This window comes from Clostridioides sp. ES-S-0005-03, from assembly GCF_020658455.1.
In the GTDB taxonomy this organism is placed as follows: Bacteria; Bacillota; Clostridia; order Peptostreptococcales; family Peptostreptococcaceae; genus Clostridioides.
Map to the genome: position 1 here is coordinate 1,815,542 of NZ_JACVWI010000001.1, position 24,979 is coordinate 1,840,520.

Here is a 24,979-nt window from a genome sequence, read left to right on the forward strand (position 1 = left end):
TTTTGTATTTTTAAATTAGACTATTTAACCTTTTATACCAGATAAAGATACACCCTCAACAAATTTACTTTGTAAAATTAAATAGAAAATAAATGGAGGTAAAAATGTTATTGTTGCTCCTGCCATCATTTGTCCATAATTTGTTATCTGGAATGTCTTAAGAGTGGATAACCCTACTGTTAATGTCCTCATTGCATCTTTAGTTGTTGCTATAAGAGGCCACATAAACTCATTCCATGCTCCCATGAAAGTAAATATAGCTAGTGTAATTAATGCTGGTTTGATTAGAGGTAACACTATTTGTACTAAAATTCTAAGGTCTGAACAACCATCTATTTTTGCTGATTCTAAGAGTTCTTTTGGTACTCCTAAAATAGCTTGTCTCATTATAAATACACCAAATGCAGTTGGTATTGGCATAATAAGAGCCAAATAACTATTTATCCATCCTAAGTGTTTCATTATTATATAAAGTGGTATCATTGTAACTTGAGATGGTATAATTAAAGTCATTATCATAAATAAAAATAACTTATCACTACCTTTAAAATCCATCTTCGCAAAAGAATACCCTGCTAATGTACTAAATACTAAGTTTAACAGTACTCCTGAAAAAGATACTATGGCTGTGTTTAAAAAATATTGCGTAAATCCTTTTTTAGTAAATATATCTATATAGTTTTGAAGTGTTACTGTTGAAAAAGATATATCCAAATTGTATGAATTATATGTTACCTTTAATGATATTATCAACATGTATATAAATGGTACTAAGCTTGTACATGCTATAAATAATAGCAACCCATCACTCAATAATCTCTTTGTTGTTTTCATATTATACCTACCTTTCTAAAAATCTGAACTGTCTCGTTTTACAAGTTTATTTTGTAAAATTGAAACTACTGCTATCAACAAAAATAATACATTTGCTACAGTCATTGCATATCCAGAATTGAAGTTTTTAAAGTTTAAGTTAAATGCATGCATAACTATACTCATAGTAGATATCCCTGGACCTCCACCTGTCACAGTATAAACCAAGTCAAATACTTGTAACGACCATATTGTTCCTAAAAACACAACCATTATTGTAGTTGGCTTTAGTAGTGGAACTGTTATTTTCATAAATTCTTGAAGTTTTGTAGCTCCATCAACCTTTGCTACCTCATAACAATGTTTTGGTAAATTCATTATAGCTGAAATATAAATTACCATAAAATATCCTATATTTTTCCACATAGATATAAACATAAGCGTAGGAAGTGCTGTTTTACTATCTCCCAAAAGTTTAGATGATTCTATTCCAAAAGCACCTAACAATTGATATATAATTGAACCTTCTCCATTTAATAAAGCTCTCCATACCATACCAATCAAAACCATAGACGACAATACAGGTATAAATATAGCTCCTTTAGCAAATGAAGCTATTTTACTATTTCCTTTTCCTGTAATCCAAACTGCCAAAATCAACGATAAAATAGTCTGGCAAGGTACTACTATAATAGCAAATTTAATCGTATTTATAATAGATACTTTTAATGTCTCATCTGTAAATAATTTTTTATAATTTTCTAAGCCTATAAATGTTGCTGGACTAATAATATTGTACTTTGTAAAACTAAAGTATATTGACATTATTATTGGTAATACATAAAATGCCACTAAAATTATGCCCAATGGTAATATGTATATATATGGTTTAATATTTAATTTTAATTTTTTTCTTGTTGAATTTTCTTCAAACTCTCTAACTAAGTTATTCATTTTTATCCTCTCCAATATAAATATTAGCATTGTACTTATAAATACAATGCTAATTTTAATCTGTAAAGTATTTTATAACATCTTACAGCCTTAAACTTTTATTGTGCTAATAAATCATTTGAATATTTTGCAGCATCATCTAACGCTTGTTTTGGAGTTTTATCTCCTGAAATCATAGTTTGAAGTTCTTTCCATAAATATTCATATATTTCAACACCATGTGGTCCTACTACCAATGGTCTATATACATCCTTATCATTTTCAACCATTGCTTTAAATCTTTCATCACCTTGATATGGTTCCCCTTTTGTTATTGGTGCTCTTGGTATCGCTTTATGGAATTCTGTCATTGATTCAACACTTAACATATGTTGTATTAATTTATATGCAAGTTTTTTATCTTTTGCTGATGACATTAAAGATAAATGGTCTACTGCTCCAAAAGTTGCAGCTTTCTTGTCTTCTAAACCAGTTACAAATCCCCAATTTAAATCTGGGAATGACTTATCAAATACACTTGTTGCAGCAGAAGACAACATTATAGTAAAGGCTGCTTTCCCTGGTCCAAATACACTTTCTATCATTTCATTGCTATCTTTAGATAAAGAATCTTCAGGTACATATGCTTGTAATTCTTTTAAGAAATTAGCTGCTTCTAAACCACTCTTATCATTAAATTTAACTGATTTTAAATCATCATTAAATATATCTCCACCAGCTTGCCATAAATATGGATACCAGTTCCAGTTCATGTTACCAAAAGTTTTAGCTCCCCATCCTTGAGCTAATCCCCATTGGTCTATTTTTCCATCGCCATCAGTATCCTTTGTTGCTTTTTGGCAGATTCTTTTAAAATCTTCCCATGTTTTAGGAGGTTTTTCTCCTATTTTATCTAGAATATCTTTGTTGTAGTATAATACACCTGGATTTGCTGCTTGGAATGGCATTCCATACATTCCACCCATCATTTCAGATGTTTTTATGTAAATAGATTGTTCTTTATCCTCTTTAGTTGCATAGTCAGTTAAATCTTCTACTGCTCCACTTTGTATAAACTGAGGATACATTTCTGCATACATATATCCAACATCAGGGCCTTCATCAGCACTTATGGCTGTTGCAAATTTTTCTGAATAATTTTCCCAAGGAATTATCTGTAAATCTACTTCACAGTTATTTTTTTCCTCAAATTTATCTAAAATAGGGTCCCAAACTTCCTTCATATTATCTTCTACTGGTGGCATCCAAAGAACTAGCTTTTCTTTTTCCCCATCCTTTTTTGCATCTTTTCCACTACCACTTGAACACCCTGTTATAAGTGTTGTAGTCATAATTGCCACCATAGCTAGTGAACACAATTTTTTCAACATACTCACCTTAATTCCCTCCATCTTGTTTGGTTTTTCTTTTTTCATTGTAATTCTACATAATTTTACTCCATTTAAAATATTATCAAAGCATGTATTTCTTGTCTAATCAGTTTTTTCTATATATTTTTTTTTATTATAGTTTTTTTCTATAGTGCCATTTTTAATTTTATTTTTTATAGCAATAAATATAGTTAAAATAAACTAGAATCTTTTAGTAAAATTTTTAATTTTAAAGTCTCTTTTATTAAATTACAACACAAAAAATAGACCATATAATTATATGGTCTGTTTTCATCTACTTAAAAAAGTTTATTTTTTAGGTCTAAGTTCAGCTTTATCTCTTTTTATTTCTTCTAATATTTCTTTTAAATTATACTCAACACTAGAAAGCACATCTTCTGCATATTCAATTGAACCAATTCTTATCTCATTGGCTATTCTTTCAGCCCTATCAACTATATCCTTAGCTCTTTGGTCTGCTTGAACAACAGGTTCACTTGACTCTACATAGGCTTTTACTACATCTTCAGAATTTTTCTTTAATTCTTCTATATTTTCTTGATATTCTTGCTGTATTCTTTCAGCTTCTTTTTGTGCTTGTTCAACTATGTTTGTAGCATCTTGTTTAGCTTGGCTTATTATTTTATTTCTTTCTTTATTTATCCAGACTGCCTGTGTTACTTCCTCTGGTATTAAAGTTCTTATATCATTAACTATTGCTAAAACTTCATCCTTATCTACAGTGCATTTATGAGAAAACGGAATTGTAGAAGCACTTCTAAATATCTCCTCTAACTGATCAAATAGTTCAATCATTTCTAAATCTATCTTCATATATCAATTACCCCCAGTAGTTTTTTTCTTTAATTCTTCCAAAACAATTTTTGGAACCAAATTTTTTATATCAGCATCAAAGAGCAAAACCTCTTTTATTAAAGATGAACTTATAAATGAATATTTTGTACAACTTGGTAAAATTATAGTCTCTATATCTGGATTAAGCTCTCTATTCATATGAGCCATTTGAAGCTCATAATCAACATCTGCACCACTTCTTACACCTCTAACTAATGCTCCAATTCCATTTTCTTGACAGTAACTTATTAATAGCCCATCAAAAGTTACAACTTTTATATTCTCTAGATGGCTTGTACTTTTTTTTATAAGTTCTACTCTTTCATCAAAGCTAAATAGACCTTTTTTATTAGGATTATTTAGGACTCCTATTTGTAATTCGTCAAATAACTTCGAAGCCCTGCAAATAATATCTAAATGTCCATTAGTGATTGGGTCAAAGCTTCCTGCAAATATAGCTTTTCTAGGTTTATTTTCCATTTTATGCCTCCATCTTATAAAAAGTTAATGTAGTATTTCCATATTTTTTATCTTTAGTTTTTTCTAACTTACATATTTTATCTGGAAATAAATCATTAGTATCATGTTCTACAACTATTATTCCATCTTCATTCAATAAATTGGAATTATCAATTTTTTCAATAGCTTCTATAAACATATTTTTATAATACGGAGGGTCCATAAAAATTATGTCAAATTTACTATTTTGTAACTTAAGCTTATCTATAGCAGTTTTAAAATCAAGGTTTAAAATAAAACTCTCATTTTCAACCCTTGCTTTTTTTATATTAGATTTAACAATTTCTATACTTTCTTTACTAATATCTACAAAAGTACATTCTTTGGCACCTCTTGACAAACACTCTATCCCTAAAGAACCAGTTCCAGCAAATAAATCTAGAACTTCACTTTCCATTATATATGAATTTATTATATTAAATAAAGACTCTTTTACTCTATCCGTTGTTGGCCTTACATCTTCATTTTTTGGAGTATTTAATTTTAATCCTCTTGCTTTTCCTGAAATTACTCTCAATATGACAATCTCCCTTCAGCACATTCTTACATCAATAATATTTTAACATAAATTAAAATCAATTTAATGAAATTTCTTCCAATGTATCTTTAAATTTATCTATAATTTCCTTTTTAAGTGGAATATTCTCTTTCAATTGTAGATTATTATCTTCACCTAATATATATCGAGCTTCCTGCTGTGCTAATTTTAATATTTTTATATGCTTAAACAAATTTGCTACTTTTAATTCTGGAAGTCCATGTTGTCTGGTCCCAAAAAACTCTCCAGGTCCTCTTATTTCTAAATCCTTTTCTGAAATTCTAAACCCATCATTTGTTTCTTCCATTATAGACATTCTCTGCCTGCATACATCTGTTTTAGAGTCGTAAATTAGCACACAATATGACTTATGGCTTCCTCTCCCAACTCTACCTCTAAGCTGATGTAATTGTGCAAGTCCAAACCTTTCAGCATTCTCTATTATCATTAGAGTTGCATTTGGCACATTGACACCAACTTCTATAACTGTTGTTGAAACCAAAATATCTATTTCTTTATTCTTAAAGTTACTCATTACTTCATCTTTTTCACTTGATTTCATTTTCCCATGAAGAAGTCCAAGTCTTAAATCTGAGAAGTATTCAGCTCTTAATTCCTCTACTAATTCAACAGCTGACTTAGCTTCTATTGATTCACTTTCTTCAACTAGTGGACATACAATATATACTTGCCTTCCCGATTCAACTTCTCTTCTTACTAGGTTATTGTAAGCTCTATCTCTCTTGCTCTTTTCAATAGCAAGTGTTTCTATTGGCTGTCTACCTGGGGGGAGTTCATCTATAATAGAAATATCTAAATCTCCATAAAGTATAAGTGCTAATGTTCTTGGTATTGGTGTTGCTGTCATTACCAGTATATCTGGATTTATTCCTTTTAATGAAAGTCTACTTCTTTGCATAACTCCAAATCTATGCTGCTCATCTGTTATAACTAGACCAATATTATTAAATTCAACTTTATCTTCAATTAATGCATGTGTTCCTATCAATATATCAATTTCATTATTTTTAATTTGTTCTAATACCATATCTTTTTGTTTTTTTGTAAGACTACCTATTAATAGACCTACATTTATACCAAAATCTTTTAAGGTTTCAGTAAGTGAAATATAATGCTGTCCTGCTAATATCTCTGTAGGTGCCATCAAAGCTCCTTGATAACCATTTAAGACACAATTTGCAAGTGCTAAGAGAGCAACTACTGTTTTACCACTACCTACATCACCTTGAACTAATCTATTCATTATTTTATCAGAATTCATATCATTTATAATTTCATCTAATGCTCTATTCTGAGCTTTAGTCAATTTAAATGGTAAAGAACTTATTATATTCTTTAAACTTTCACTTGTTGTAAATTTTATTCCGTTTTCTTTATTTCTTCCACTTTTAAATACAAACAGTCCCAACTGTAATATAAGTAATTCTTCAAATACAATTCTATATAAAGCTATTTTTAACGATTCCTTATTGCTTGGTGAATGAATATTTCTAACTGCAAAATCTATATTACATAATCTATATTTTTCTATAATTCTTTGTGGCATATATTCTTGTATAATTAATTCCTTATCTTCAAGTACAGTCTTAATTATGCTCATAATCTCTTTATTTGTAACACCATATGTAAGTTGATACACTGGCATAAATCTACATGTATTTTTAGGTGAATTAGTAAGGTACTCTAATTCACACGATGTAAGTTCTAAGTTATTAAATCTTTTCTTAACTTTTCCAAAAACTAATATTGAATCTCCAGGTCTAAATGTATTTTTTATATAAGTTTTATTAAAAAACACTAGTTTAGCCGAACCAGTTTCATCTTTTACATCAATCTTTGTTAAAGTCATTCCTTCTTTTGGACTAAATGTATTTATATTTGATATTACTGCTTTTATTGTAGCTTTTTCATCATTCTCCAACTGCGCTATTTTCTTAAGATTGTTTCTATCTTCAAATTGCCTTGGAAAATAATACAATAAATCTTTTAATGTGAATATACCCAGCTTATTTAGCTTACATGCCTTTTTAGGTCCTATCCCTTTAACATATTGAACATCTTTATATAAATCCAACAAATATATCACCTACTACACAAAAATCCTGTACAACCAACTTTATAAAAGCTACATGGTCATACAGGTTCTTATAATCATTATTCAACTGAAATTAAGTAATAATAAAGAGGTTGTCCTCCATAATATAATTCCACATCTACATCTTCAAATTTTTCTTCTAAAGAAGTACGAAGTTCATTTGCCTGAGATTCTGTAACATCTTCACCAAAGAATAAAGTTATTATAGCAGTATCCTCATCAACCAATTTTTCAATAAGATTTGATGTTACTTCATCTACATAATCCCCTGCTGATAATAATTTACCTTCTGCAATTCCAATTATATTACCTTCTTTAACATCAATTTCATTCATTACTGTATCCCTAACAGCAAAAGTTACTTGACCTGATTTAACTGAATTTAAAGCATTCATCATAGCTTCTTCATTTTCATCTTCACTTAATTCTCCATTAAATGTTACTAATGCAGCAAATCCTTGAGGTGTGTTTTTTGTAGGTATAACTATTATATTTTTATCACTCAATTCTTTAGCTTGGTTAGCAGCCATTATTATATTGCTGTTATTTGGGAAAATAAATATATTTTTAGCATTTATATCCTTTATGGCATTCATAAAATCTTCAGTACTTGGATTCATAGTTTGACCACCTTCTATTATATGGTCAACACCAAAGTCTTTAAATATATTTGCTAATCCTTCACCCATTGAAGTAGCTATGAATCCAAATTCTCTTTCTTCTTCTAAAGGCTCACTATCATTTTCTTTTTTTTCTTCTACTTCCAATATTGTATTTTCATGTTGTAACTTCATATTTTCTATTTTTATAGTTAATAATTGACCATACTTTAGAGCTTCTTGAAGCACGTTTCCTGGGTCATTAGTGTGTACATGTACCTTTATGACTCCATCATCTCCAACTACTGCTAAACTATCGCCATAAGCCATCATTATATCTCGTATTTTCGTATCTTCTACTTTAGAACTTTCTAGTATAAATTCTGTACAATAACAGTATTTTATATCATCTGTGCCAGTACTATTCTTTGGGAAGTCTATATTTGTTGCAATATTAGTGTCTAGGCTAGTATTTTTTATTTCTATATTGTTACCTTTCATAGAAGCCAACATACCTTCATATATAAGTACAAGCCCTTTTCCTCCAGAATCAACTACACCAGCATCCTTCAGATTTTTTAGAAGGTCTGGAGTTCTTTCTAGTGAAGCATTTGATTCCTTTACAAGCATACTTAAAAACTTTACTACATCTTTTTCTTTTTTAGCAGCTTTTACTGCAAACTCTCCGCTCTCTCTAACTACAGTAAGTATAGTTCCTTCAATTGGTTTTATTACAGCTTTATAAGCTGTATCAGAACCATTTTTAAAAGCTTTTGCTAAATCATCTGTTGATAATTTACTTTTTCCCTCTATAGACTTAGCTATACCTCTAATTATTTGTGAAAGTATAACTCCTGAGTTTCCTCTTGCACCCATTAAAGAACCTTTAGATAGTGCTTTTCCGATGTCTGATATATTATCATTGTCTACTTTCGCTAACTCTTTTAAGGCATAAGATATAGTTAAGGACATATTAGTCCCTGTATCTCCATCTGGTACAGGGAATACATTTAATTTGTCAACTAAATCTTTATTGTTTTGGAGATTGTTTGCACCTGAAATGAACATCTCTCTTAACCTTTTACCATCTATATACTGAATCATTTCTTTCCTCCTATAAAATTACTTCACTCTTATTCCTTGTACATTAATATCAATTTTAGTGACTCTTACACCAGTCATCTTTTCAACTACATATTTAACTCTATCTATTATGTTATTTGCAACTGTAGATATATTTGTACCATATTGTATTATAACATAAAGTTCTATTGCTATGGCATCTTCTTCTACTTCTTCTACTCTAACACCTTTAGTAGCATTTTCACCTTTTAATAATTCTACTATTCCTTTAGATTTAGATGCTAAACCTACTAGACCATAACTTTCCATTGCAGCTCTATATGTGACTTGAGCTATTACTTGATTATCTATTTCTATACTTCCATATTGATTCATTACCTTTGCACTCATGGTTGACCCCCTTAAGTTTTTTTTATTAAAAATGTTTCTTAATTTATTTTTTACTATTTTTACTTATTTATTATATAAAATTATAATCATATCATACTATAAATATGGTATAATTTAAACCTAGAAAAGTTTTTGGATAAAATTTCTTGTACTGTCTATATATTTAAAGAAAAATAATAATTATTTTTCAAATATATTTACTTTATATAAAATTATATATATAATTTTATATGATAATGAGAAATTCTTCAATATATGTAAGGCAAATATATATTTCTATTGCAAATTTTTGTTATTTATGATAATATAAATATGTTTTTAGTCTTTAAATAGTTATCATTTTAAGGAGGTGTGCGTAGATGGCAAAAGTATGTAGCGTATGTGGTAAAGGTAAGGTTTCTGGAAACCAAGTATCACACTCAAATAAACATAATAAAAGAACATGGTCAGCTAATTTAAGAAGCGTAAGAGCGATTATAGATGGAGCTCCTAAGAGAGTAAAAGTTTGTACTAGATGTTTACGTTCTGGTAAAATTGAAAGAGCTTAATAGCCACGTTTAAAAGCCTACTTCCGAAAGTAGGCTTTTTAAATTTAATCATTTTTACTCTTTCTCATAAATTTTAAAACTATGTTTGAAATCCATTTTGGTAACTTTATTGTTACTACTTTCATCAATACTCACCCCACACTTTATAGTTAAAATTATTTTAACAAAAAAATAATAATGCTCCACATCCAATAAGTATTAATGCGGTAAGTGCTGACCAAATCCAGCCAGGAAGCAACATAGATAAAATTACTGCCATTCCTGTTGCTAGACACAGTATTCCTAGCAATACCTTAGACTTGTTATTTCTCATGGAACACCTCCACATAGAACTTGTATCTACAAATATTTTCATATTTAAGTTTATGCGATAAGTTCCTATTTTAGACCGATAAATACATTATGTAATTTTAATTTTTTATACTGGAATTATTACTATCTTCTGATGCTGATTCTATAATATCTAAAATACCTCTTTTTTTACTTAACCTTTCAGGTCCACTATATAGAACTACTGGTATAACTTTTGGGAGTTTAAAATCTTTGCTTTCTATTTCTTCAAGACTCTTTTTCATTATAAAGCTTTTCCAAATTTGCTCTCTGTATGATTTTAATCTTGGTACAATCTCAGTATCCATTTCTGTTTGAAACTCCAACACTATATAGTGTGAAATTTTACGATTTTTAGAAAAAACTTTATAAATTATATCTACTTCCTTTCCTTTATATTCACATATAAAAGATGTTTCTAACTCTATACTTTTAAGAGTTAATTCCTTTGCTATTGAGACGCTTGTAAAATTTTGAATCAAACTTAAAAAACTTTCTTTATCTGAATATAACCTTCTATATTCTTCACGTTTTTCTTTGCTTCTTTTTAAATTCATACAATTCCTCCCAGGTTATAGATTCTCTATCTTTTGATAAAAATAATCTATAAATTTTATTTTTTAATTTTCACTAGTGATTATTGACACTTATGATTAAAATATCCAATAAAGATATTTTTTTATATTTTTATTAAAAGATATGAATTTTTATATTTTAATATATTGACATTGACGTTGCGTAAAAGTGTATATTTAATTTATAGGAGGTATTACTTATGGAATATACAGTTCAGAAATTAAGTAAAATAGCTGGTATAAGTACTAGAACCCTTAGATACTATGATGAAATCGAGCTTCTTAAGCCACTTAAAATAAATTCCTCAGGTTATCGTATATATGGTCAAAATGAAGTTAATAAGCTACAACAAATACTTTTTTATAGAGAGTTAGGCATTAGCTTAGAAAATATAAAAAACATTATAAATTCACCAACTTTTGACAGTCTAAGTGCATTAAAACAACATCATAGCAAATTACTAGCTAAAAGAAAACAAATTGACTTACTGATAGAAAATGTAACTAAAACTATAGCATTAAAGGAGGGAAAATATATTATGACAGATTTAGAAAAATTTGAAGGTTTTAAAGAAAAGATGATTGATGAAAATGAAAAAAATTATGGAACTGAAATTAGGGAAAAATATGGTGAAGATGTAATCAATCAATCAAATAGAAAATTTAAAAATATGTCTAAAAAAGATTATGAGGACTGGCAGGATTTAAGTACTGAGATAATTAGTAAACTCAAAAAAGCTTTTAAAACTGGTGATGCATCTAATGAACTTTCTCAAGAAGTTGCGAGATTACATCATAAATGGTTGAGTTACACTTGGAATGCCTACTCTAAGGAAGCTCATGCCGCTTTAGCACAGATGTATGTAGATGATGAACGTTTTACATCATATTATGATAAAGAACATCCTGGACTAGCAAAGTTTCTAAGAGATTCCATAGTATTCTATACAAGATAATAATCAATTTAAAGTAATAAAAAGAGTGCTACTTTAAAATAGCACTCTTAAAAAATTTTATTTTTCAAATTATATAGCTATAATCTGTGATAAAAATCTAACTTAGTTTTTATTAAAAGTAATTGTAACTTTAAATAAATCTCCATCTATATCTATCTTCATTTTACCACCTTGTAGCTCTACAAAACTTTTTGCTATTGCTAGACCAAGTCCAGAGCCTTCTGTATTACGTGACTTATCTCCTCTTACAAATCTCTCCATAATATCATCTACACTAAAATCAATTTCAGTTGCTGACATGTTTCTAAGCATGATTTTTACTTGTCTATCTGTTTCTAAAATATCAATATATACTCTTGAATTTGGCATTGCATATTTACTTATATTTATTATAAGATTCTCAAATACTCTAAATGTACGTTGACTATCTAATGGTAATATTATTTTTTCGCTAGAAAAATTATTTTTTATTTTCAGTGATGACTCTGCTATCTTATCATCTAATTCTAGTAATGTCTGTTTCATTAGAGATATAATATCTACATTTACTATGTTTAAGTGTACATCTCCACTATTTACTTTACTCACTTCAAATAAATCTTCTATTAAGTGTTGTAGTCTTTGTGACTTTCTATCCAATGTATCAATATACATTTTACGATTTTCATCTGTTATATTTTCATCCTTTAGTAAATCTATATAAGTGATTATAGATGTCAAAGGTGTTTTTAAGTCATGTGACACATTTGATATAAGCTCTGTTTTCATTTTTTGACTTTTAACTTCTTCATCTACAGCTTTTTTAAATCCAGATTGAATATTTCCAAGCTCATCTTTAATAGGATTAAAGAACCCTAAATCATCTTCCATATTTGCTTCTAAATTTCCATCTGAAATTTTCTTTGTAACATCTAAAAGTTGATTGTATTCACGTATTGTTTTCTTAGAGTAATCTGACAATACCTTAAATAAAACTATTGAGTAAATTAATGCAAGTATTATTCCAAAGAACCACATACTACACATTATAACTATAATTAATAAGTTTACTGCTAAAATTATAGCTATAGTTTTATTTGGCTTTTCTTTTAAATTTGTCATTCTAACTTGATTAATAACTACTTTACTTGATTTTTTAAACCATTTTAGAAACATCCCTGTCAAAGTATTTTTTACAAAGTACTCTTTTATTCCAACGTTTAGAATATGTTTTAAAAGTACTATAAATACAAATATTATTGAGAAGATTACAAACCAATAAATTAAATTCATTGAGCTTACTAATATATTTGCCATTTTACCACTTATATCATTTTTTATTAGATACTCGACATAATTTCCATTCAATGTGTTACTTATTATATCAGTAGGATATAAAGCTACAATACTCTGTATAATAACAATAGCAATAAAAAGTAACTCTAACGGTATTCTTGTGATTATCTCAAACCCTAATAACTCTTTAGATTTTCTATATGGAAATGCTACAGCTACAATTACAACTATAGATATTATGATTTTTATAATCATTGCAGAAATTTTATAATAAGAATTATTCTCTACATTATTTATATATCTACTTATATCATCACTACTATAAATCATCCCATAATTATTATATGAGCTATATGAATTATCTTGGCTTATTACTTTAGGTACCGCATATACCAATGTTTTATTTTTTATTGGAGATAATTTATATGAGATTGAATTTCCACCTAAATCTGTCTCCATCAAATCTTCTCTAGATTTAGATAATAACATTTGGCTGATAATCTTTTGGTCTACTCCATAAGAGTCTACAATATTTACTTTTCCATCTTTATCAAAATTCATCACAAGGTAAAACCTATAATTTGCTTTTATATTTTTAATCTTTTCTTGTCTTTCCTCATCATTCATAGTTGTCTCTTGAGGCTGCTTTTTATCAGATTCCTCTTTTGAAGTGTCATTTTTTGTTGTATCCAGTGCTTTTAACTCTTTATTCTCATTAAAAAGCTCAAAGTTATTTTCTTTATCAACTAAATAGTATTTTAAGTTTTTACTTGAATTATCAATAAAAGATTCCCATTCATCAAATTTTTCATTAAAATCTGCATTAATACTCTCATCAGTGTAATAGGTTTCTGAACCTTCATATGCGCTTTTCTCTTTACTAGTATTTTTTATATAATTTATAGTTTCTTCACTTAAAAAAAGCTTCGAAGGTTGTATCATCTTACCTTCTTGTTCTTCTTTCATATTGTGGTCTAAAACATAACTTCCTTTATATATGCTATCTACAAATCCTTCTTGCTCAAATGGATTTTTAGCTCCACCTTTAGCAGCTGACTGTATAGTCGAATATTGGCTAATCATACCTAATGATGCTGATAACATAAGTATAAAGACTATCACACTGATTATATATTTTTCCTTAAATTTTTTCGATTTTATATCCAACACCCCACACCACCTTTAAATATTTTGGATTTTTTGGGTCAATTTCTATCTTCTCCCTTATATTTCTAACATGTACCATAACTGTATCTGTGTTTACAGCATTTTCATTCCAAACTCTTTCATATATTTCGTCTGCAGAAAAAACCCTTCCTGCATTTCTCATAAGTAAACTTAATATCTTAAATTCTATAGGAGTTGTTTTTATATAATTTCCATCAATACTGACTTCTTTTGTATTTTCATTTAATTCTAATCCACCTATTACAAATATACCTTCATTATTTTCTGAACTTTCTTCTTTATTTTTTATCATATTTAGATACTTAGTATATCTTCTAAGTTGCGAATTAACTCTAGCCAATAACTCTAATGGCTTAAAAGGTTTTGTTACATAATCATCCGCTCCGATGTTAAGCCCCATTATTTTATCAACTTCTTCTGATTTTGCAGATAACATTATCACTGGAAAATTATGATTTTCTCTAAGTTTCATTGTAAGCGTTATTCCATCCATTTGAGGCATCATTATATCAACTATAGCTAAGTGTATTTCTTGGCTTTCTATAATTTTAAGACCTTCCAATCCATTGTAACCTTTAAAAACATTATACCCTTGATTTAAAAGGTATATTTCTATAGCATCTGCTATTTCCTTTTCATCTTCTACCACCAAAATATTATATGAATTCATTTTAATCTCCTTTATATCAATTAATTTATAAACTACCTTTACATATATGATTATACAATATGATAGAAGTTTTTCCATTTTTTTATAAATTTATAGTGGTCTATTCTAATTATTTATCTTTGATGTCCATTTTAGAACCCTCCCTTTAATTTAACTTCAATACTGTTTTACTTTATTTATATATCTAATATTAAAGCTAAAAACTTAAGATATTATATATACTTTTCTAAAGATTTTCTAAAGATTTAAATTTACTTGTTTTAATATACACAAAAAAAGTAGGCATTATTGTATTAATTAAATCAACAACCTGAAACATAAATTTAATATCAATAAAATCTACTTTTTAGTTTTTGCATACTTATTTTTAGTTTATTTACTTTTTATAAAAATTCTTGTTTTTATTTTATAAATGTACATATGTCTTCCACTGGTTTTTTAGATGGACTTCTTAAGTTGTCTTCTGGTACTCCAAGTGCTAACATTGCACCTAAGAAGTATTCGCCTTTTTCAAACCCTGTTTCTGCCTCTAAAACAGATTCTATCTCATCTGCTGCATAGTTTTGACTTGTCAACCAACAAGAACCATACCCAAGTTCAATTGCTGATAATGTAAAGTTTTCAATTGCTGCTCCTAAACTTTGCATGCCTGGATTTCTTATAAATAACTTATCTATAGTCTCTTTAGGTGCATTTATAAGTTCTAACTCATAATAGCCTGATGGGTTGTATACCTTTGTAAAAACTAATACCAAAACTGGAGCTTTTAAATAAAATAAAGTAAAGTTTGGCACAAATTTTCTAAATCTATTAGCTTTTTCTACTGATACTTTGTCCATCTCTACAAGTATTTCTTGTTGTTTTTTAGTTATCACATCTGCTATCTTTTCCATTAAATCACGACGCTTTATAACTACAAAATGCCAGTTTTGAATGTTTTTACCTGATGGAGCTGCCCCTGCTGCTTTTACCATTTTCAAAATATCTTCATCTAAAACATCTTGTTCTTTAAATTTTCTTACACTTTGTCTTTTGTAAATAGTATCTTGTAATTCCATTTTTAAGTCCCCCTGTAGATTATTTTTTTAATTTAAAAACAAACTTTAAACTTCCCTTATTTTAATATATCATGTTCTAACAAATCTTTAAATGACTCTATAGAATAATCATACTCATCCACATTTCCAAAACCATATTTTGCATATACAAAAGGAATCCCAGCAAATTTAGCACTATTTGCATCCCCTTGAGTATCTCCAATATAGATTGGATTAGTTAGTTTATTTCTATCAATTATGAGTTTATTATTTTCACCTTTATGCAATCCAGTATTTCCAGGACACTCAAAATCTATAAAGTAATTTTCTAGCTTATGTGCTTTTAAAAAAGATTCTATATATCCTTTTTGACAATTACTTACTATAAATAATTTATATTTTTTAGATAATTCTTCAAGAGTATTTTCTATGTCTTCAAATAATTTGCCTCCATATTCAGATAAGTAATCACATTCTCTTGCAGAACATTCATCTAATATATTCATTCTTTCTTCTTCATCTAAATCTGGAAAGAAACGCTTTGCTATTTCATCAAATGAAAGACCCATAACACTTCTAAATAATTCTACTGTAACATTTAAACCTATATCCTCACGTTTATCTAAGACCTCTTGCCATACCTTACATACTCCTTCAGTTGAATCCCATAGAGTTCCATCTAAATCAAAAATAATACTGTCTATCACAAAAAATCCCCCTTGCGTCAAAAATTATTATTTATTTATAATTATATATTAAAAAGCAGATACAATTATAAATATATTTTACTTGATTGTATCTGCTCTGTAATATAAAATCAATTATTAAAGTCCATTTTTATAAATTTCTAATTACAAGTACACATCCCTGCTCTACTTTAATTTTACAAGAATTCCCTAACATAACATTGGATATTCCAATAGGTACTGAATACTTCATATAATAATCATCCAAAGGATATTCCAAGCCAGTAAGTGTTACTCCTTTAGCATCTCCTTTTACAGCTATTACAGAAATAGTATCTCCTTTGTTTCCAAACAAGGTAAATTCTTCATTTTCAACTATATACATCTCTTCTTTATCTGAGAGTATCCTAGAATATATGCCATCTTCTTTTAAATAATATAATAGCTTTATATTTGCAAGGGTATGGTCAATTCTCCCACCTAAAGCACCAAAAAAATCAATATGGTTAGCTTTAAGAGTTTTAGCTAAAAAAAGACATAGTTCTGTATCAGTTTCATCCTTTTTAGATGGAAATTTTTCAAATTTAACACCTTGATTTCTATAGAAATTTATCTTGTCTTCTTCTACTGAATCTAAATCTCCCAAAATATAATCTGGTATTATATCCATTTTGTAGGTGTGATTTGCTCCTCCATCTGCACATATTATGCAGTCATAACATTCTTTAAGTATAATATCTCTTGTAATTTTATAATCTTCAATTTCACCATTTAAAACAATACAGATTTTCATACCTAAGTCTAAACTAATTCTTCAAGAGAAGCATTCTTTCTAAATAAATTAACTGTTTCTTGAATGTCATCACTTCCAAATATTGCAGAGCCTGCTACTATTACGTTAGCTCCTGCTTGCACAACTTCAGCCACATTTTTAGGACTTATACCACCATCAACTTCTATATCAATATTTAATCCTTTACTATCTATAAGTGTTTTTAATTCTTTAATTTTATCTAACACACAAGGTATGAATGATTGTCCTCCAAATCCAGGATTAACAGACATTAAAAGCACCATATCTAAATCAGATAGTACATGTTTAATAGTATCTATTGGTGTTGCTGGATTAAGCACTACACCTGCCTTTATTCCATGTGATTTTATATTTTGTATAGTTCTATGTAGATGTGTACAAGCTTCCTGATGAACAGTTATTATATCACATCCTGCTTTTACGAACTCTTCAATATATTGGTCTGGATTCTCTATCATTAGATGAGCATCAAATACCATATTTATATTCTCTTTTTTTAAACTTTTAACTACAAGTGGTCCTAGTGTGATATTTGGTACAAAATGTCCATCCATTACATCGATATGAAGATATTCACATCCTGCACTTTCCACTTTTCTTACATCCTCTAATAATTTTGCAAAATCTGCTGATAATATTGATGGTGCTAATTTAATCATGTTTCTAATACCTCCTACTGTTATTTTGTCTTATTTCATTTAGTAGCTGTATATAACTATCATATCTTTCTTTAGATATTTCTCCATTTGCAACAGCTTCTTTTATAGCACAATTAGGTTCATTTTCATGAATACATTTTGAACCAAACTTACAATCATTAAATTTATCAAATTCTATAAAATAATCTTTAAGTTCAACTTCTTCTATGTCTTCAAGTGCAAGTGAACTAAAACCTGGTGTATCTGCAACCATTCCACCAAACTCCAACTTTAAAAGTTCAGCATGACGAGTGGTATGTTTTCCTCTTTTTATTTTATCACTTACTACACCTGTTTGCAGTTGAAAATTTTCATCTATTTCATTTAATAAACTCGATTTTCCAACTCCAGACGGTCCTGCAAATACTACTACATTTTCTTTTAATTCATCTTTTACTTTATCTATATTTAACTTAGTGACATTACTTACAGGAATAACCTTATATCCACTAAGCTCGTATATCTTTTTAACATGCTCTAATATGTTATCATCATCTAAATCTGCTTTTGTAAGGATTATTACAGTTTCTAAATTTTCTTTTTCTGCCAAAACTATAAATCTATCTAAAAGAGATAAGTTTGGTTTAGGATTTTTTATTGCAAATACTATTAGTGCCTTATCTACATTTGCTATAGGTGGTCTTATAAGTTCTGTGTCTCTACTATCTATTTCTTCCACAATTCCCTTTTTTTCATCTTCATCAACAACACTTATTTTAACTCTGTCACCAACTAAAGGTGTTACTTTTTGCTTTCTAAATATACCTCTAGCCTTACATTCATAAAGACCTTTTTCTGTATCTACATAATAAAATCCGCTAATCCCTTTTATAATTTTTCCTTCTAGCATCAAATACCTCCCTTTATAAAATTATATAAACCTATACTGTTTATGAGTAGTATATAGTGTTATTCTTTCCTATTTTTATATAATACCACATTTTTTTTAAATAACAAATCCTCCGTTTGGGCTAATTACCTGACCAGTAATAAAACTTGATTTATCAGATGCTAAAAAAATAGCACAATTTGCTATATCTTCTGGTGTTCCTAATCTCATTAAAGGAGTTTCCTCTACAAGAACATCTATCTCATCTTCATTATATTCAGATAACATATCTGTATTAATAACTCCTGGTGCTATGCTATTTACTCGAATATTTGATGGAGCAACTTCTTTAGCTAATGCCTTTGTCATTCCTATTATACCTGCTTTTGATACAGAATAATGTACTTCACAAGAAGCACCTGATATACCCCAAATTGAAGATATATTAATTATGTTTCCTTTTTTTTCTGATATCATGTATTTTAAAGCAATTTGTGAACAATAAAAACTTCCTTTCAAGTTAATATTCATCATATTATCCCAATCTTCATCAGTTATATCTGTAAATAACTTATCTTGGCTTATACCAGCATTATTTATAAGTACATCTAATCCTCCAAACTCCTTTATACAATAATCTATCATATTTTCGACTTCTTCTCTATTTGAAATATTAGCTTTAAATAATTTTACAGAAAAACCCTTTTCGTTTAATACAGTGTATAATTCTTTAGCCTCATTTTCTGATTTATTAAAGTTTATTAATACATTATACCCATCTTTTGCAAATATTTTAGATATTGCTCTTCCAATTCCTCTAGAGCCTCCTGTTACCAAAACTGTTTTATTGTTTTTATTCATAAATATTTATCTCCCTTATAATTAATCTAATATTTTATACAAAACAAACTGCCCCTTTAAAGAAAATAATTTCTATAAAAGGACAGCTTTTTATTTTTAGCTACTATTTATTCTGATTTACCAATATTTCCACCAGTTCCTGCTGGAGTTTCTCCACTATTTCCTGAGTTTGAACCTCCTGAGTTATCTCCACTATTTCCTGAGTTTGAGTCTCCTGAATTATCTCCATTATTTCCTGAGTTTCCTCCACTATTTCCTGAATTATCTCCACTATTTCCTGAGTTTCCTCCACTATTTCCTGAATTTCCTCCGTTAGTTCCTGAGTTTGAACCTCCTGAACTTCCTCCACTATTTCCTGAGTTTGAACCTCCTGAACTTCCTCCACTATTTCCTGAGTTTGAACCAGGTGTTGTTGTATCATTCTCATCTGGTGTTGTTGGAGTCTTATTTGGTGTTGTTGGTGTTGGCGTATTTGATTTCTCTGAGCCTTTGCTAACATATAGGTCTATTTCATCACCTTCTTGAACACTTGATGAACCAGAACTAGGGCTCTGACTTAAAACTGTACCTTCTTTATATACTGAACTATACTCATACTTGACAGTTCCAACTTTCAATTTATTTTCCTCTATAATTTTTTTTGCATTAGTTAAAGTAATACCTACTACATTGGGAACTGAAGCTTCGTTTGCACCTTTACTTACAACGACATTTATGGTGTCACCTTTTTTAATATTTGTACTTCCACCTTCAGGTGTCTGCGATATTATACAATTTTTATCTACCTCACTGCTATACTCTTCACTTTTTACACTTAAGGACAATCCTTCTTTTTCAACTGCACTCTGTGCTTCCTCTAATGTCATATTCACAAGATTAGGAACAGTTAAATCTTTACTACCAAATCCTCCAGCAAATAAAAATTTATATGCTAAGAATACTTGTGCACATAAGATTACTATCAAAACTGCCGCGACTACTTTTAGTCTTTTTCTAGCTTTAGGACTTTCTTGTTTTTTCTTCTTTTTCTTAGCCCTCTTACTTTGAGTATTCTTAGGTTTTTGATTCTTTTTAGCTCTCATTATCTCTTCCTCATCTTCATCTTCTTCATCTTCTTCTTCATAAAAATCATCATAATAATCTTCATCTTCATCTAAATCAGCAACTTCTATAGGTTTAACTACTTTTTCCGGAACTGGCTTTGCAAGTACTGGATTTACAGCTTTATTAATCTCTTTTTCATCAATTTTCTTCGTTGCAAAATCATCGTATTCCTTTATAAAATCTAAGTCAATATTTTTTTCTATATAATCTATATCTTCTATTAACTCTTCAGCAGTTTGGTATCTATCTGCACTAGATTTTTCTGTAAGCTTTTTTATTGTAGTTCTTACACTTTGAGGAATCCTAACTTTTTCTTCTGATGTAAAATCTATATCATCATTGATATGTTGAAGTGCTATAGAAATTGGGCTATCTCCTCTAAATGGTACTTTTCCTATCAGCATTTCATATAAAACTATACCTAAAGAATACAAATCTGCATTATTAGTTACAAACTTTCCTTTAGCTTGCTCTGGTGAAAAATAGTGTACTGAGCCTATTATACTACCAATATTAGTCATAGTTGAATTTGAGACAGCTTTGGCTATACCAAAATCAGCTACTTTTACTACTCTTCCTTCATTGGATATGAGAATATTATGAGGTTTTATATCTCTATGTATAATCCCCTTTTTATGTGCAGCACTAAGTGCCATAGCTATTTGTTTTGTTATATCCAGTGCGGTATATTCGTCTAATATCCCTTCATCCTGTATAATTTCCTTCAAATTTTTTCCATCTACAAATTCCATTACAATGTAGTGAACTTTTCCATCTTCCCCAACATCATATACATTTACTATATTTGGATGTGAAAGGCTTGCTACTGCTTCTGCTTCTCTTTTAAATTTTGTTAAAAATTCATCGTCATCTACAAATTCAGGTCTGAGTACTTTAAGTGCAACAGTCCTGTTTAATAATCTGTCTTTAGCCTCATATACAAAGGCCATTCCTCCATCACCAATCTTCCTGATGATTTCATATCGATTTCCTAAAATTGTATCTCCCACAATATCACCGTCCTAATTATACTTTTATTACTATCACCGAAACATTATCTTTACCAGAAACATCATTGGCCATGCTTATCAATTCATCACTTATATCACTAATTCTCTCATATTCGTAATCTAATATTAAACTTCTTATATCTTCGTCATAAATAAACCCAGTTAATCCATCTGTTGCAAGAAGTATTATATCACTTTTTTTGATTTCCTTCTTAAAAATATCTACAACAACCATATCATCTGTTCCAATTGCTCTAGTTATTCTATTTCTCTGTGGATGTCTTCTCGCTTCTTCTTCTGTAATAACATGAGCCATCATAAGTTCTTCAACCACAGAATGGTCTATAGTTATTTTATCAAATTTTTCATCTGTTAACAAATAACATCTGCTATCTCCAACATTTGCCACATATAAGACATTATTATACACTATAGCTGTAACTAATGTAGTTCCCATTCCTTCAAATGCTATATCTTCCATAGATTTCTTGTGCACAATTGAGTTTACATTATTATAAGCCTGTTTTAGTATATCATCTATATAGTCTATTTTTACATTATCATGCTGTAATAAGTTTTCTTTTAGAAAATCAATTATATTTTCTACTGCTAACTTACTGGCGACTTCCCCCTTTTTATGTCCACCCATTCCATCAGCTATGGCAAATATTCCTATTGGACCATGTTCTGTATCTATAACTTCTCCCTCACAATAGTCTTCATTGTTTTTTCTTACTTTTCCTATATGGGAGGCACAACTATAAACCATACGACTTCCTCCTTACATATTACTTGTATTTTCTTCTCAATTGGCCACAAGCTCCACTAATATCAGAACCCATAGACATTCTAACTGTAGCAGGTATATTATTTTTCTCTAAACTATCTCTAAACTTATAAATAAATGCCTTGTCTGGCTTTTCATATTCTCTTTCTTCAACCTTATTTATTGGTATTAAATTTACATGGCATAGCATACCTTTTAAAAGCTTTGCTAATGCCTTTGCTTCATTTTCTGAGTCATTTACACCCTTTATAAGAGAGTATTCAAATGTAACCCTTCTATTTGTCTTTTTTATATAATATCTACAGGCATCTAGTATTTCTTTAATAGAATATGCATTTGCTACAGGCATAATCTTTCTTCTTTCTTCATCATATGGTGAATGAAGTGATAAAGCCAAATTTATAGCTATTTTCAAATCAGCCAACTCGTACATTTTAGGCACTATCCCACAAGTTGAAAGAGTTATATGTCTATACCCTATATTAAGACCATTTTTTTCATTAATTATTTTTAAAAATTGTTTTGTATTTTCAAAATTGTCAAGTGGCTCACCACTTCCCATTAAGACAAGATTTGATACTCTTTTTCCAGTATCTTCTTGAATTTTAATAACTTGGTCTAAAATCTCCCATGGTTCTAAGTTTCTAATCAATCCATCCATTGTAGATGCACAGAAGTTACATCCCATTCTACAACCTACTTGATTAGAAACACAAACAGTGACCCTACTGTCATAATCCATCATCACAGTTTCTATTATATTTCCATCATCTAATAAAAACAAATATTTTTTTGTGCCATCTACCTTAGATTCTAACTTTAATTCTATATCTATATGACCTATACATGAAACTTCTTCTAATTTATTTCTCAAACTTTTTGGTATATTATTCATGTCATCAAAAGTTTTTGCACCTTTGTATATCCAAGAAAATATTTGGCTCCCTCTAAAAGGTTTTTCATCTATAGTTTTCATAAATTCCTTGAGTTCATCTTCAGTAAAGTTTTTTAATACTATTTTTTTATCTTCCATTCTATTCACTACCTTATTCTCTTTAATTTTGCTATAAAAAACCCATCTATACCATGAATATTAGGATATATTTTTAAATATCCTTTATCTTGATTGTCTAAATCTACGTTTACTGTGTCAATTGGAGTCAATTCAAAATTATTATATTCTTCAATAAAAGAAGTAATTATATTTATGTTTTCCATATCTTGAACTGTACATGTACTATAGACTAAAGTTCCTCCAATTTTAACATACTTTGATGCATTTTCTAATATTTTCTTTTGTATAGAAGTAATATCTTCCAACTCTTCTTCTTTCTTATATTTAATTTCTGGTTTACGTCTTATTATACCAAGACCAGAACAAGGAACATCTGCTAAAACATAATCAAATTTATTTATGCTATTTTCATCAATTTCAGAAGCATCAAATCCTTCTACACATACATTTTTTAGACCAAGTCTATTTACAGTAGCTTTTATAAGCTTTAGTTTATGCTCAAAAATATCTCTAGCTATTACTTGACCTGTATTATTCATTAAAGTGGCTAAATGAGTAGATTTTCCACCAGGAGCACTACATACATCCAAAATCAATGAATCTTCCTTTGGATTAATTACTTTCCCTACTATCATAGAACTTATATCTTGAATTGTAAATAAACCAGCCTTAAATAACTCATTATTTTCTATATTTTTTAATTTTTCGACTTTTATAGCTTCTTCCACCATAGGGACTTTCAAACACATAATACCCTTTTCATTTAATTTTTCAATAAGCTCTTCTCTGCTAATTTTAAGTGTATTTGTTCTTATATAAATACTAGGCTTTTCATTGTTTGCTTCTAATAAATCTTCAGTAAATTCTTGTCCAAAATTTTCTATCCAATTTTTTATAATCCAAGAGTTATAAGAATACTTTATAGATAAGTATTTTACACTATCTTCCTCAGTTATGTCCATTATAGTATCTTTATTTCTTATTTCATTTCTAAGAATAGCATTTATAAAACCAGAAGATTTTTTATCATATTTTTTAGATAACTTCACAGTTTCATTAACTGCTGCATAATCTGATATACTATTTAAAAATAAAATTTGATATGTTCCCATTCTTAAAAAGATTTTAACATAAGTTGACATTTTTTTTACTTTTATTTTTGAAAGTTTATTAATTATATAATCTAAGTAATATTTATTTTCTACTACTCCATAGATTAACTCTGTTGCAAGTCCTCTATCCATATCGCTTATTTCTAAGTTTTTAAAATGCTTATTTATTGCAATATTTGAATAGTTATTATTTTTCTCTATATCACATAATACTTTAAATCCAATTTCTCTTGCATCCATATAAATT

At 28.7% G+C, this 24,979-nt stretch carries 25 protein-coding genes; 2 read left to right on the top strand and 23 right to left on the bottom strand.

From position 1 onward, the window contains the following. Positions 1-24: 24 nt before the first annotated feature. The 9 genes from IC218_RS08290 to IC218_RS08330 form a co-directional block, all read right to left on the bottom strand. Positions 25-834 (bottom strand): carbohydrate ABC transporter permease, encoded by an 810-nt coding sequence (locus tag IC218_RS08290; RefSeq protein WP_227824200.1) that lies wholly within the window; start codon positions 832-834, stop codon positions 25-27. 15 nt (positions 835-849) lie between these two features. Beyond that, on the bottom strand, positions 850-1,767 hold the full coding sequence (locus IC218_RS08295) for a carbohydrate ABC transporter permease (protein WP_227432497.1): 918 nt from the start codon (positions 1,765-1,767) through the stop codon (positions 850-852). A gap of 98 nt (positions 1,768-1,865) precedes the next feature. Next, a complete protein-coding gene (locus IC218_RS08300) occupies positions 1,866-3,182 on the bottom strand; it encodes an ABC transporter substrate-binding protein (RefSeq protein ID WP_227845603.1) in 1,317 nt (438 codons plus the stop codon). A 264-nt stretch (positions 3,183-3,446) separates the two neighbouring features. After that, positions 3,447-3,971 (bottom strand): hypothetical protein, encoded by a 525-nt coding sequence (locus IC218_RS08305; RefSeq protein WP_227432496.1) that lies wholly within the window; start codon positions 3,969-3,971, stop codon positions 3,447-3,449. A 3-nt stretch (positions 3,972-3,974) separates the two neighbouring features. Next, positions 3,975-4,472 carry a pantetheine-phosphate adenylyltransferase gene (gene coaD / locus IC218_RS08310; protein WP_227432495.1) on the bottom strand — a complete coding sequence of 166 codons (498 nt, stop codon included), beginning with the start codon at positions 4,470-4,472 and terminating at the stop codon, positions 3,975-3,977. Between the two features lies 1 nt (position 4,473). Beyond that, positions 4,474-5,028 (bottom strand): 16S rRNA (guanine(966)-N(2))-methyltransferase RsmD, encoded by a 555-nt coding sequence (gene rsmD / locus IC218_RS08315; protein WP_227432494.1) that lies wholly within the window; start codon positions 5,026-5,028, stop codon positions 4,474-4,476. 58 nt (positions 5,029-5,086) lie between these two features. Beyond that, on the bottom strand, positions 5,087-7,144 hold the full coding sequence (recG, locus tag IC218_RS08320) for an ATP-dependent DNA helicase RecG (RefSeq protein WP_227432493.1): 2,058 nt from the start codon (positions 7,142-7,144) through the stop codon (positions 5,087-5,089). Between the two features lie 80 nt (positions 7,145-7,224). After that, a complete protein-coding gene (locus IC218_RS08325; protein ID WP_227432492.1) occupies positions 7,225-8,868 on the bottom strand; it encodes a DAK2 domain-containing protein in 1,644 nt (547 codons plus the stop codon). 18 nt (positions 8,869-8,886) lie between these two features. Continuing rightward, positions 8,887-9,237, bottom strand: a complete 351-nt coding sequence (locus IC218_RS08330; RefSeq protein ID WP_227432491.1) for an Asp23/Gls24 family envelope stress response protein — start codon at positions 9,235-9,237, stop codon at positions 8,887-8,889. Between the two features lie 359 nt (positions 9,238-9,596). Between IC218_RS08330 and rpmB the strand changes: the two genes are divergently transcribed. Next, a complete protein-coding gene (gene rpmB, locus IC218_RS08335; RefSeq protein ID WP_003416297.1) occupies positions 9,597-9,785 on the top strand; it encodes a 50S ribosomal protein L28 in 189 nt (62 codons plus the stop codon). A 160-nt stretch (positions 9,786-9,945) separates the two neighbouring features. Here the strand turns inward: rpmB and IC218_RS08340 are convergent, their stop codons facing one another. Further along, positions 9,946-10,098 (bottom strand): hypothetical protein, encoded by a 153-nt coding sequence (locus IC218_RS08340; protein ID WP_009893656.1) that lies wholly within the window; start codon positions 10,096-10,098, stop codon positions 9,946-9,948. A gap of 97 nt (positions 10,099-10,195) precedes the next feature. After that, positions 10,196-10,672 (bottom strand): Rpn family recombination-promoting nuclease/putative transposase, encoded by a 477-nt coding sequence (locus tag IC218_RS08345; protein ID WP_227432490.1) that lies wholly within the window; start codon positions 10,670-10,672, stop codon positions 10,196-10,198. Between the two features lie 218 nt (positions 10,673-10,890). Here IC218_RS08345 and IC218_RS08350 point away from each other — a divergent pair, with 218 nt between their 5' ends. Beyond that, a complete protein-coding gene (locus tag IC218_RS08350) occupies positions 10,891-11,646 on the top strand; it encodes a MerR family transcriptional regulator (RefSeq protein WP_227824201.1) in 756 nt (251 codons plus the stop codon). Between the two features lie 102 nt (positions 11,647-11,748). Here IC218_RS08350 and IC218_RS08355 read toward each other — a convergent pair whose 3' ends face one another. The 12 genes from IC218_RS08355 to rsmB all read right to left on the bottom strand — a co-directional run bounded on the left by IC218_RS08355 (position 11,749) and on the right by rsmB (position 24,972). Then, positions 11,749-14,091: a sensor histidine kinase gene (locus IC218_RS08355; RefSeq protein ID WP_227824202.1), complete on the bottom strand. Its 2,343-nt coding sequence runs from the start codon at positions 14,089-14,091 to the stop codon at positions 11,749-11,751. Then, positions 14,063-14,779, bottom strand: a complete 717-nt coding sequence (locus IC218_RS08360) for a response regulator transcription factor (RefSeq protein WP_227432488.1) — start codon at positions 14,777-14,779, stop codon at positions 14,063-14,065. The genes IC218_RS08355 and IC218_RS08360 overlap by 29 nt, the downstream gene beginning before the upstream one ends. Before the next feature lie 401 nt (positions 14,780-15,180). Beyond that, positions 15,181-15,837: a nitroreductase family protein gene (locus IC218_RS08365; protein WP_227432487.1), complete on the bottom strand. Its 657-nt coding sequence runs from the start codon at positions 15,835-15,837 to the stop codon at positions 15,181-15,183. 56 nt (positions 15,838-15,893) lie between these two features. Next, on the bottom strand, positions 15,894-16,523 hold the full coding sequence (locus IC218_RS08370) for an HAD family hydrolase (protein WP_227824203.1): 630 nt from the start codon (positions 16,521-16,523) through the stop codon (positions 15,894-15,896). Positions 16,524-16,653: 130 nt separating this feature from the next. Further along, on the bottom strand, positions 16,654-17,295 hold the full coding sequence (locus IC218_RS08375; protein WP_227432485.1) for a thiamine diphosphokinase: 642 nt from the start codon (positions 17,293-17,295) through the stop codon (positions 16,654-16,656). A gap of 8 nt (positions 17,296-17,303) precedes the next feature. Continuing rightward, entirely contained in the window at positions 17,304-17,975 is a 672-nt protein-coding gene (gene rpe / locus IC218_RS08380; RefSeq protein ID WP_227432484.1) for a ribulose-phosphate 3-epimerase, read from the bottom strand. 4 nt (positions 17,976-17,979) lie between these two features. After that, positions 17,980-18,864, bottom strand: a complete 885-nt coding sequence (rsgA, locus tag IC218_RS08385; RefSeq protein WP_227432483.1) for a ribosome small subunit-dependent GTPase A — start codon at positions 18,862-18,864, stop codon at positions 17,980-17,982. Between the two features lie 96 nt (positions 18,865-18,960). Then, positions 18,961-19,704: an elongation factor P 5-aminopentanone reductase gene (gene ymfI, locus IC218_RS08390; RefSeq protein WP_227432482.1), complete on the bottom strand. Its 744-nt coding sequence runs from the start codon at positions 19,702-19,704 to the stop codon at positions 18,961-18,963. A gap of 107 nt (positions 19,705-19,811) precedes the next feature. Continuing rightward, positions 19,812-21,818 carry a Stk1 family PASTA domain-containing Ser/Thr kinase gene (gene pknB / locus IC218_RS08395; RefSeq protein WP_227824204.1) on the bottom strand — a complete coding sequence of 669 codons (2,007 nt, stop codon included), beginning with the start codon at positions 21,816-21,818 and terminating at the stop codon, positions 19,812-19,814. A gap of 16 nt (positions 21,819-21,834) precedes the next feature. Then, entirely contained in the window at positions 21,835-22,587 is a 753-nt protein-coding gene (locus IC218_RS08400; protein ID WP_227432480.1) for a Stp1/IreP family PP2C-type Ser/Thr phosphatase, read from the bottom strand. Between the two features lie 19 nt (positions 22,588-22,606). Continuing rightward, positions 22,607-23,638, bottom strand: a complete 1,032-nt coding sequence (gene rlmN / locus IC218_RS08405; RefSeq protein ID WP_227824205.1) for a 23S rRNA (adenine(2503)-C(2))-methyltransferase RlmN — start codon at positions 23,636-23,638, stop codon at positions 22,607-22,609. Between the two features lie 8 nt (positions 23,639-23,646). After that, positions 23,647-24,972 (bottom strand): 16S rRNA (cytosine(967)-C(5))-methyltransferase RsmB, encoded by a 1,326-nt coding sequence (gene rsmB, locus IC218_RS08410; protein WP_227432478.1) that lies wholly within the window; start codon positions 24,970-24,972, stop codon positions 23,647-23,649. Between the last annotated feature and the right edge of the window lie 7 nt (positions 24,973-24,979).

Excerpts from the sequence above, each read along its gene's own strand:
- IC218_RS08350 (WP_227824201.1), top strand. The coding sequence starts at position 10,891 with ATGGAATATACAGTTCAGAAATTAAGTAAAATAGCTGGTATAAGTACT.
- IC218_RS08325 (WP_227432492.1), bottom strand. The coding sequence starts at position 8,868 with ATGATTCAGTATATAGATGGTAAAAGGTTAAGAGAGATGTTCATTTCA.
- rsgA (WP_227432483.1), bottom strand. The coding sequence starts at position 18,864 with ATGCTAGAAGGAAAAATTATAAAAGGGATTAGCGGATTTTATTATGTA.
- IC218_RS08345 (WP_227432490.1), bottom strand. The coding sequence starts at position 10,672 with ATGAATTTAAAAAGAAGCAAAGAAAAACGTGAAGAATATAGAAGGTTA.
- IC218_RS08300 (WP_227845603.1), bottom strand. The coding sequence starts at position 3,182 with ATGAAAAAAGAAAAACCAAACAAGATGGAGGGAATTAAGGTGAGTATG.
- IC218_RS08375 (WP_227432485.1), bottom strand. The coding sequence starts at position 17,295 with ATGAAAATCTGTATTGTTTTAAATGGTGAAATTGAAGATTATAAAATT.
- IC218_RS08400 (WP_227432480.1), bottom strand. The coding sequence starts at position 22,587 with ATGGTTTATAGTTGTGCCTCCCATATAGGAAAAGTAAGAAAAAACAAT.
- rsmB (WP_227432478.1), bottom strand. The coding sequence starts at position 24,972 with ATGGATGCAAGAGAAATTGGATTTAAAGTATTATGTGATATAGAGAAA.
- rlmN (WP_227824205.1), bottom strand. The coding sequence starts at position 23,638 with ATGGAAGATAAAAAAATAGTATTAAAAAACTTTACTGAAGATGAACTC.
- IC218_RS08365 (WP_227432487.1), bottom strand. The coding sequence starts at position 15,837 with ATGGAATTACAAGATACTATTTACAAAAGACAAAGTGTAAGAAAATTT.
- rpmB (WP_003416297.1), top strand. The coding sequence starts at position 9,597 with ATGGCAAAAGTATGTAGCGTATGTGGTAAAGGTAAGGTTTCTGGAAAC.
- ymfI (WP_227432482.1), bottom strand. The coding sequence starts at position 19,704 with ATGAATAAAAACAATAAAACAGTTTTGGTAACAGGAGGCTCTAGAGGA.
- coaD (WP_227432495.1), bottom strand. The coding sequence starts at position 4,472 with ATGGAAAATAAACCTAGAAAAGCTATATTTGCAGGAAGCTTTGACCCA.
- IC218_RS08360 (WP_227432488.1), bottom strand. The coding sequence starts at position 14,779 with ATGAATTCATATAATATTTTGGTGGTAGAAGATGAAAAGGAAATAGCA.
- IC218_RS08305 (WP_227432496.1), bottom strand. The coding sequence starts at position 3,971 with ATGAAGATAGATTTAGAAATGATTGAACTATTTGATCAGTTAGAGGAG.
- IC218_RS08290 (WP_227824200.1), bottom strand. The coding sequence starts at position 834 with ATGAAAACAACAAAGAGATTATTGAGTGATGGGTTGCTATTATTTATA.
- IC218_RS08330 (WP_227432491.1), bottom strand. The coding sequence starts at position 9,237 with ATGAGTGCAAAGGTAATGAATCAATATGGAAGTATAGAAATAGATAAT.
- IC218_RS08295 (WP_227432497.1), bottom strand. The coding sequence starts at position 1,767 with ATGAATAACTTAGTTAGAGAGTTTGAAGAAAATTCAACAAGAAAAAAA.
- IC218_RS08340 (WP_009893656.1), bottom strand. The coding sequence starts at position 10,098 with ATGAGAAATAACAAGTCTAAGGTATTGCTAGGAATACTGTGTCTAGCA.
- rpe (WP_227432484.1), bottom strand. The coding sequence starts at position 17,975 with ATGATTAAATTAGCACCATCAATATTATCAGCAGATTTTGCAAAATTA.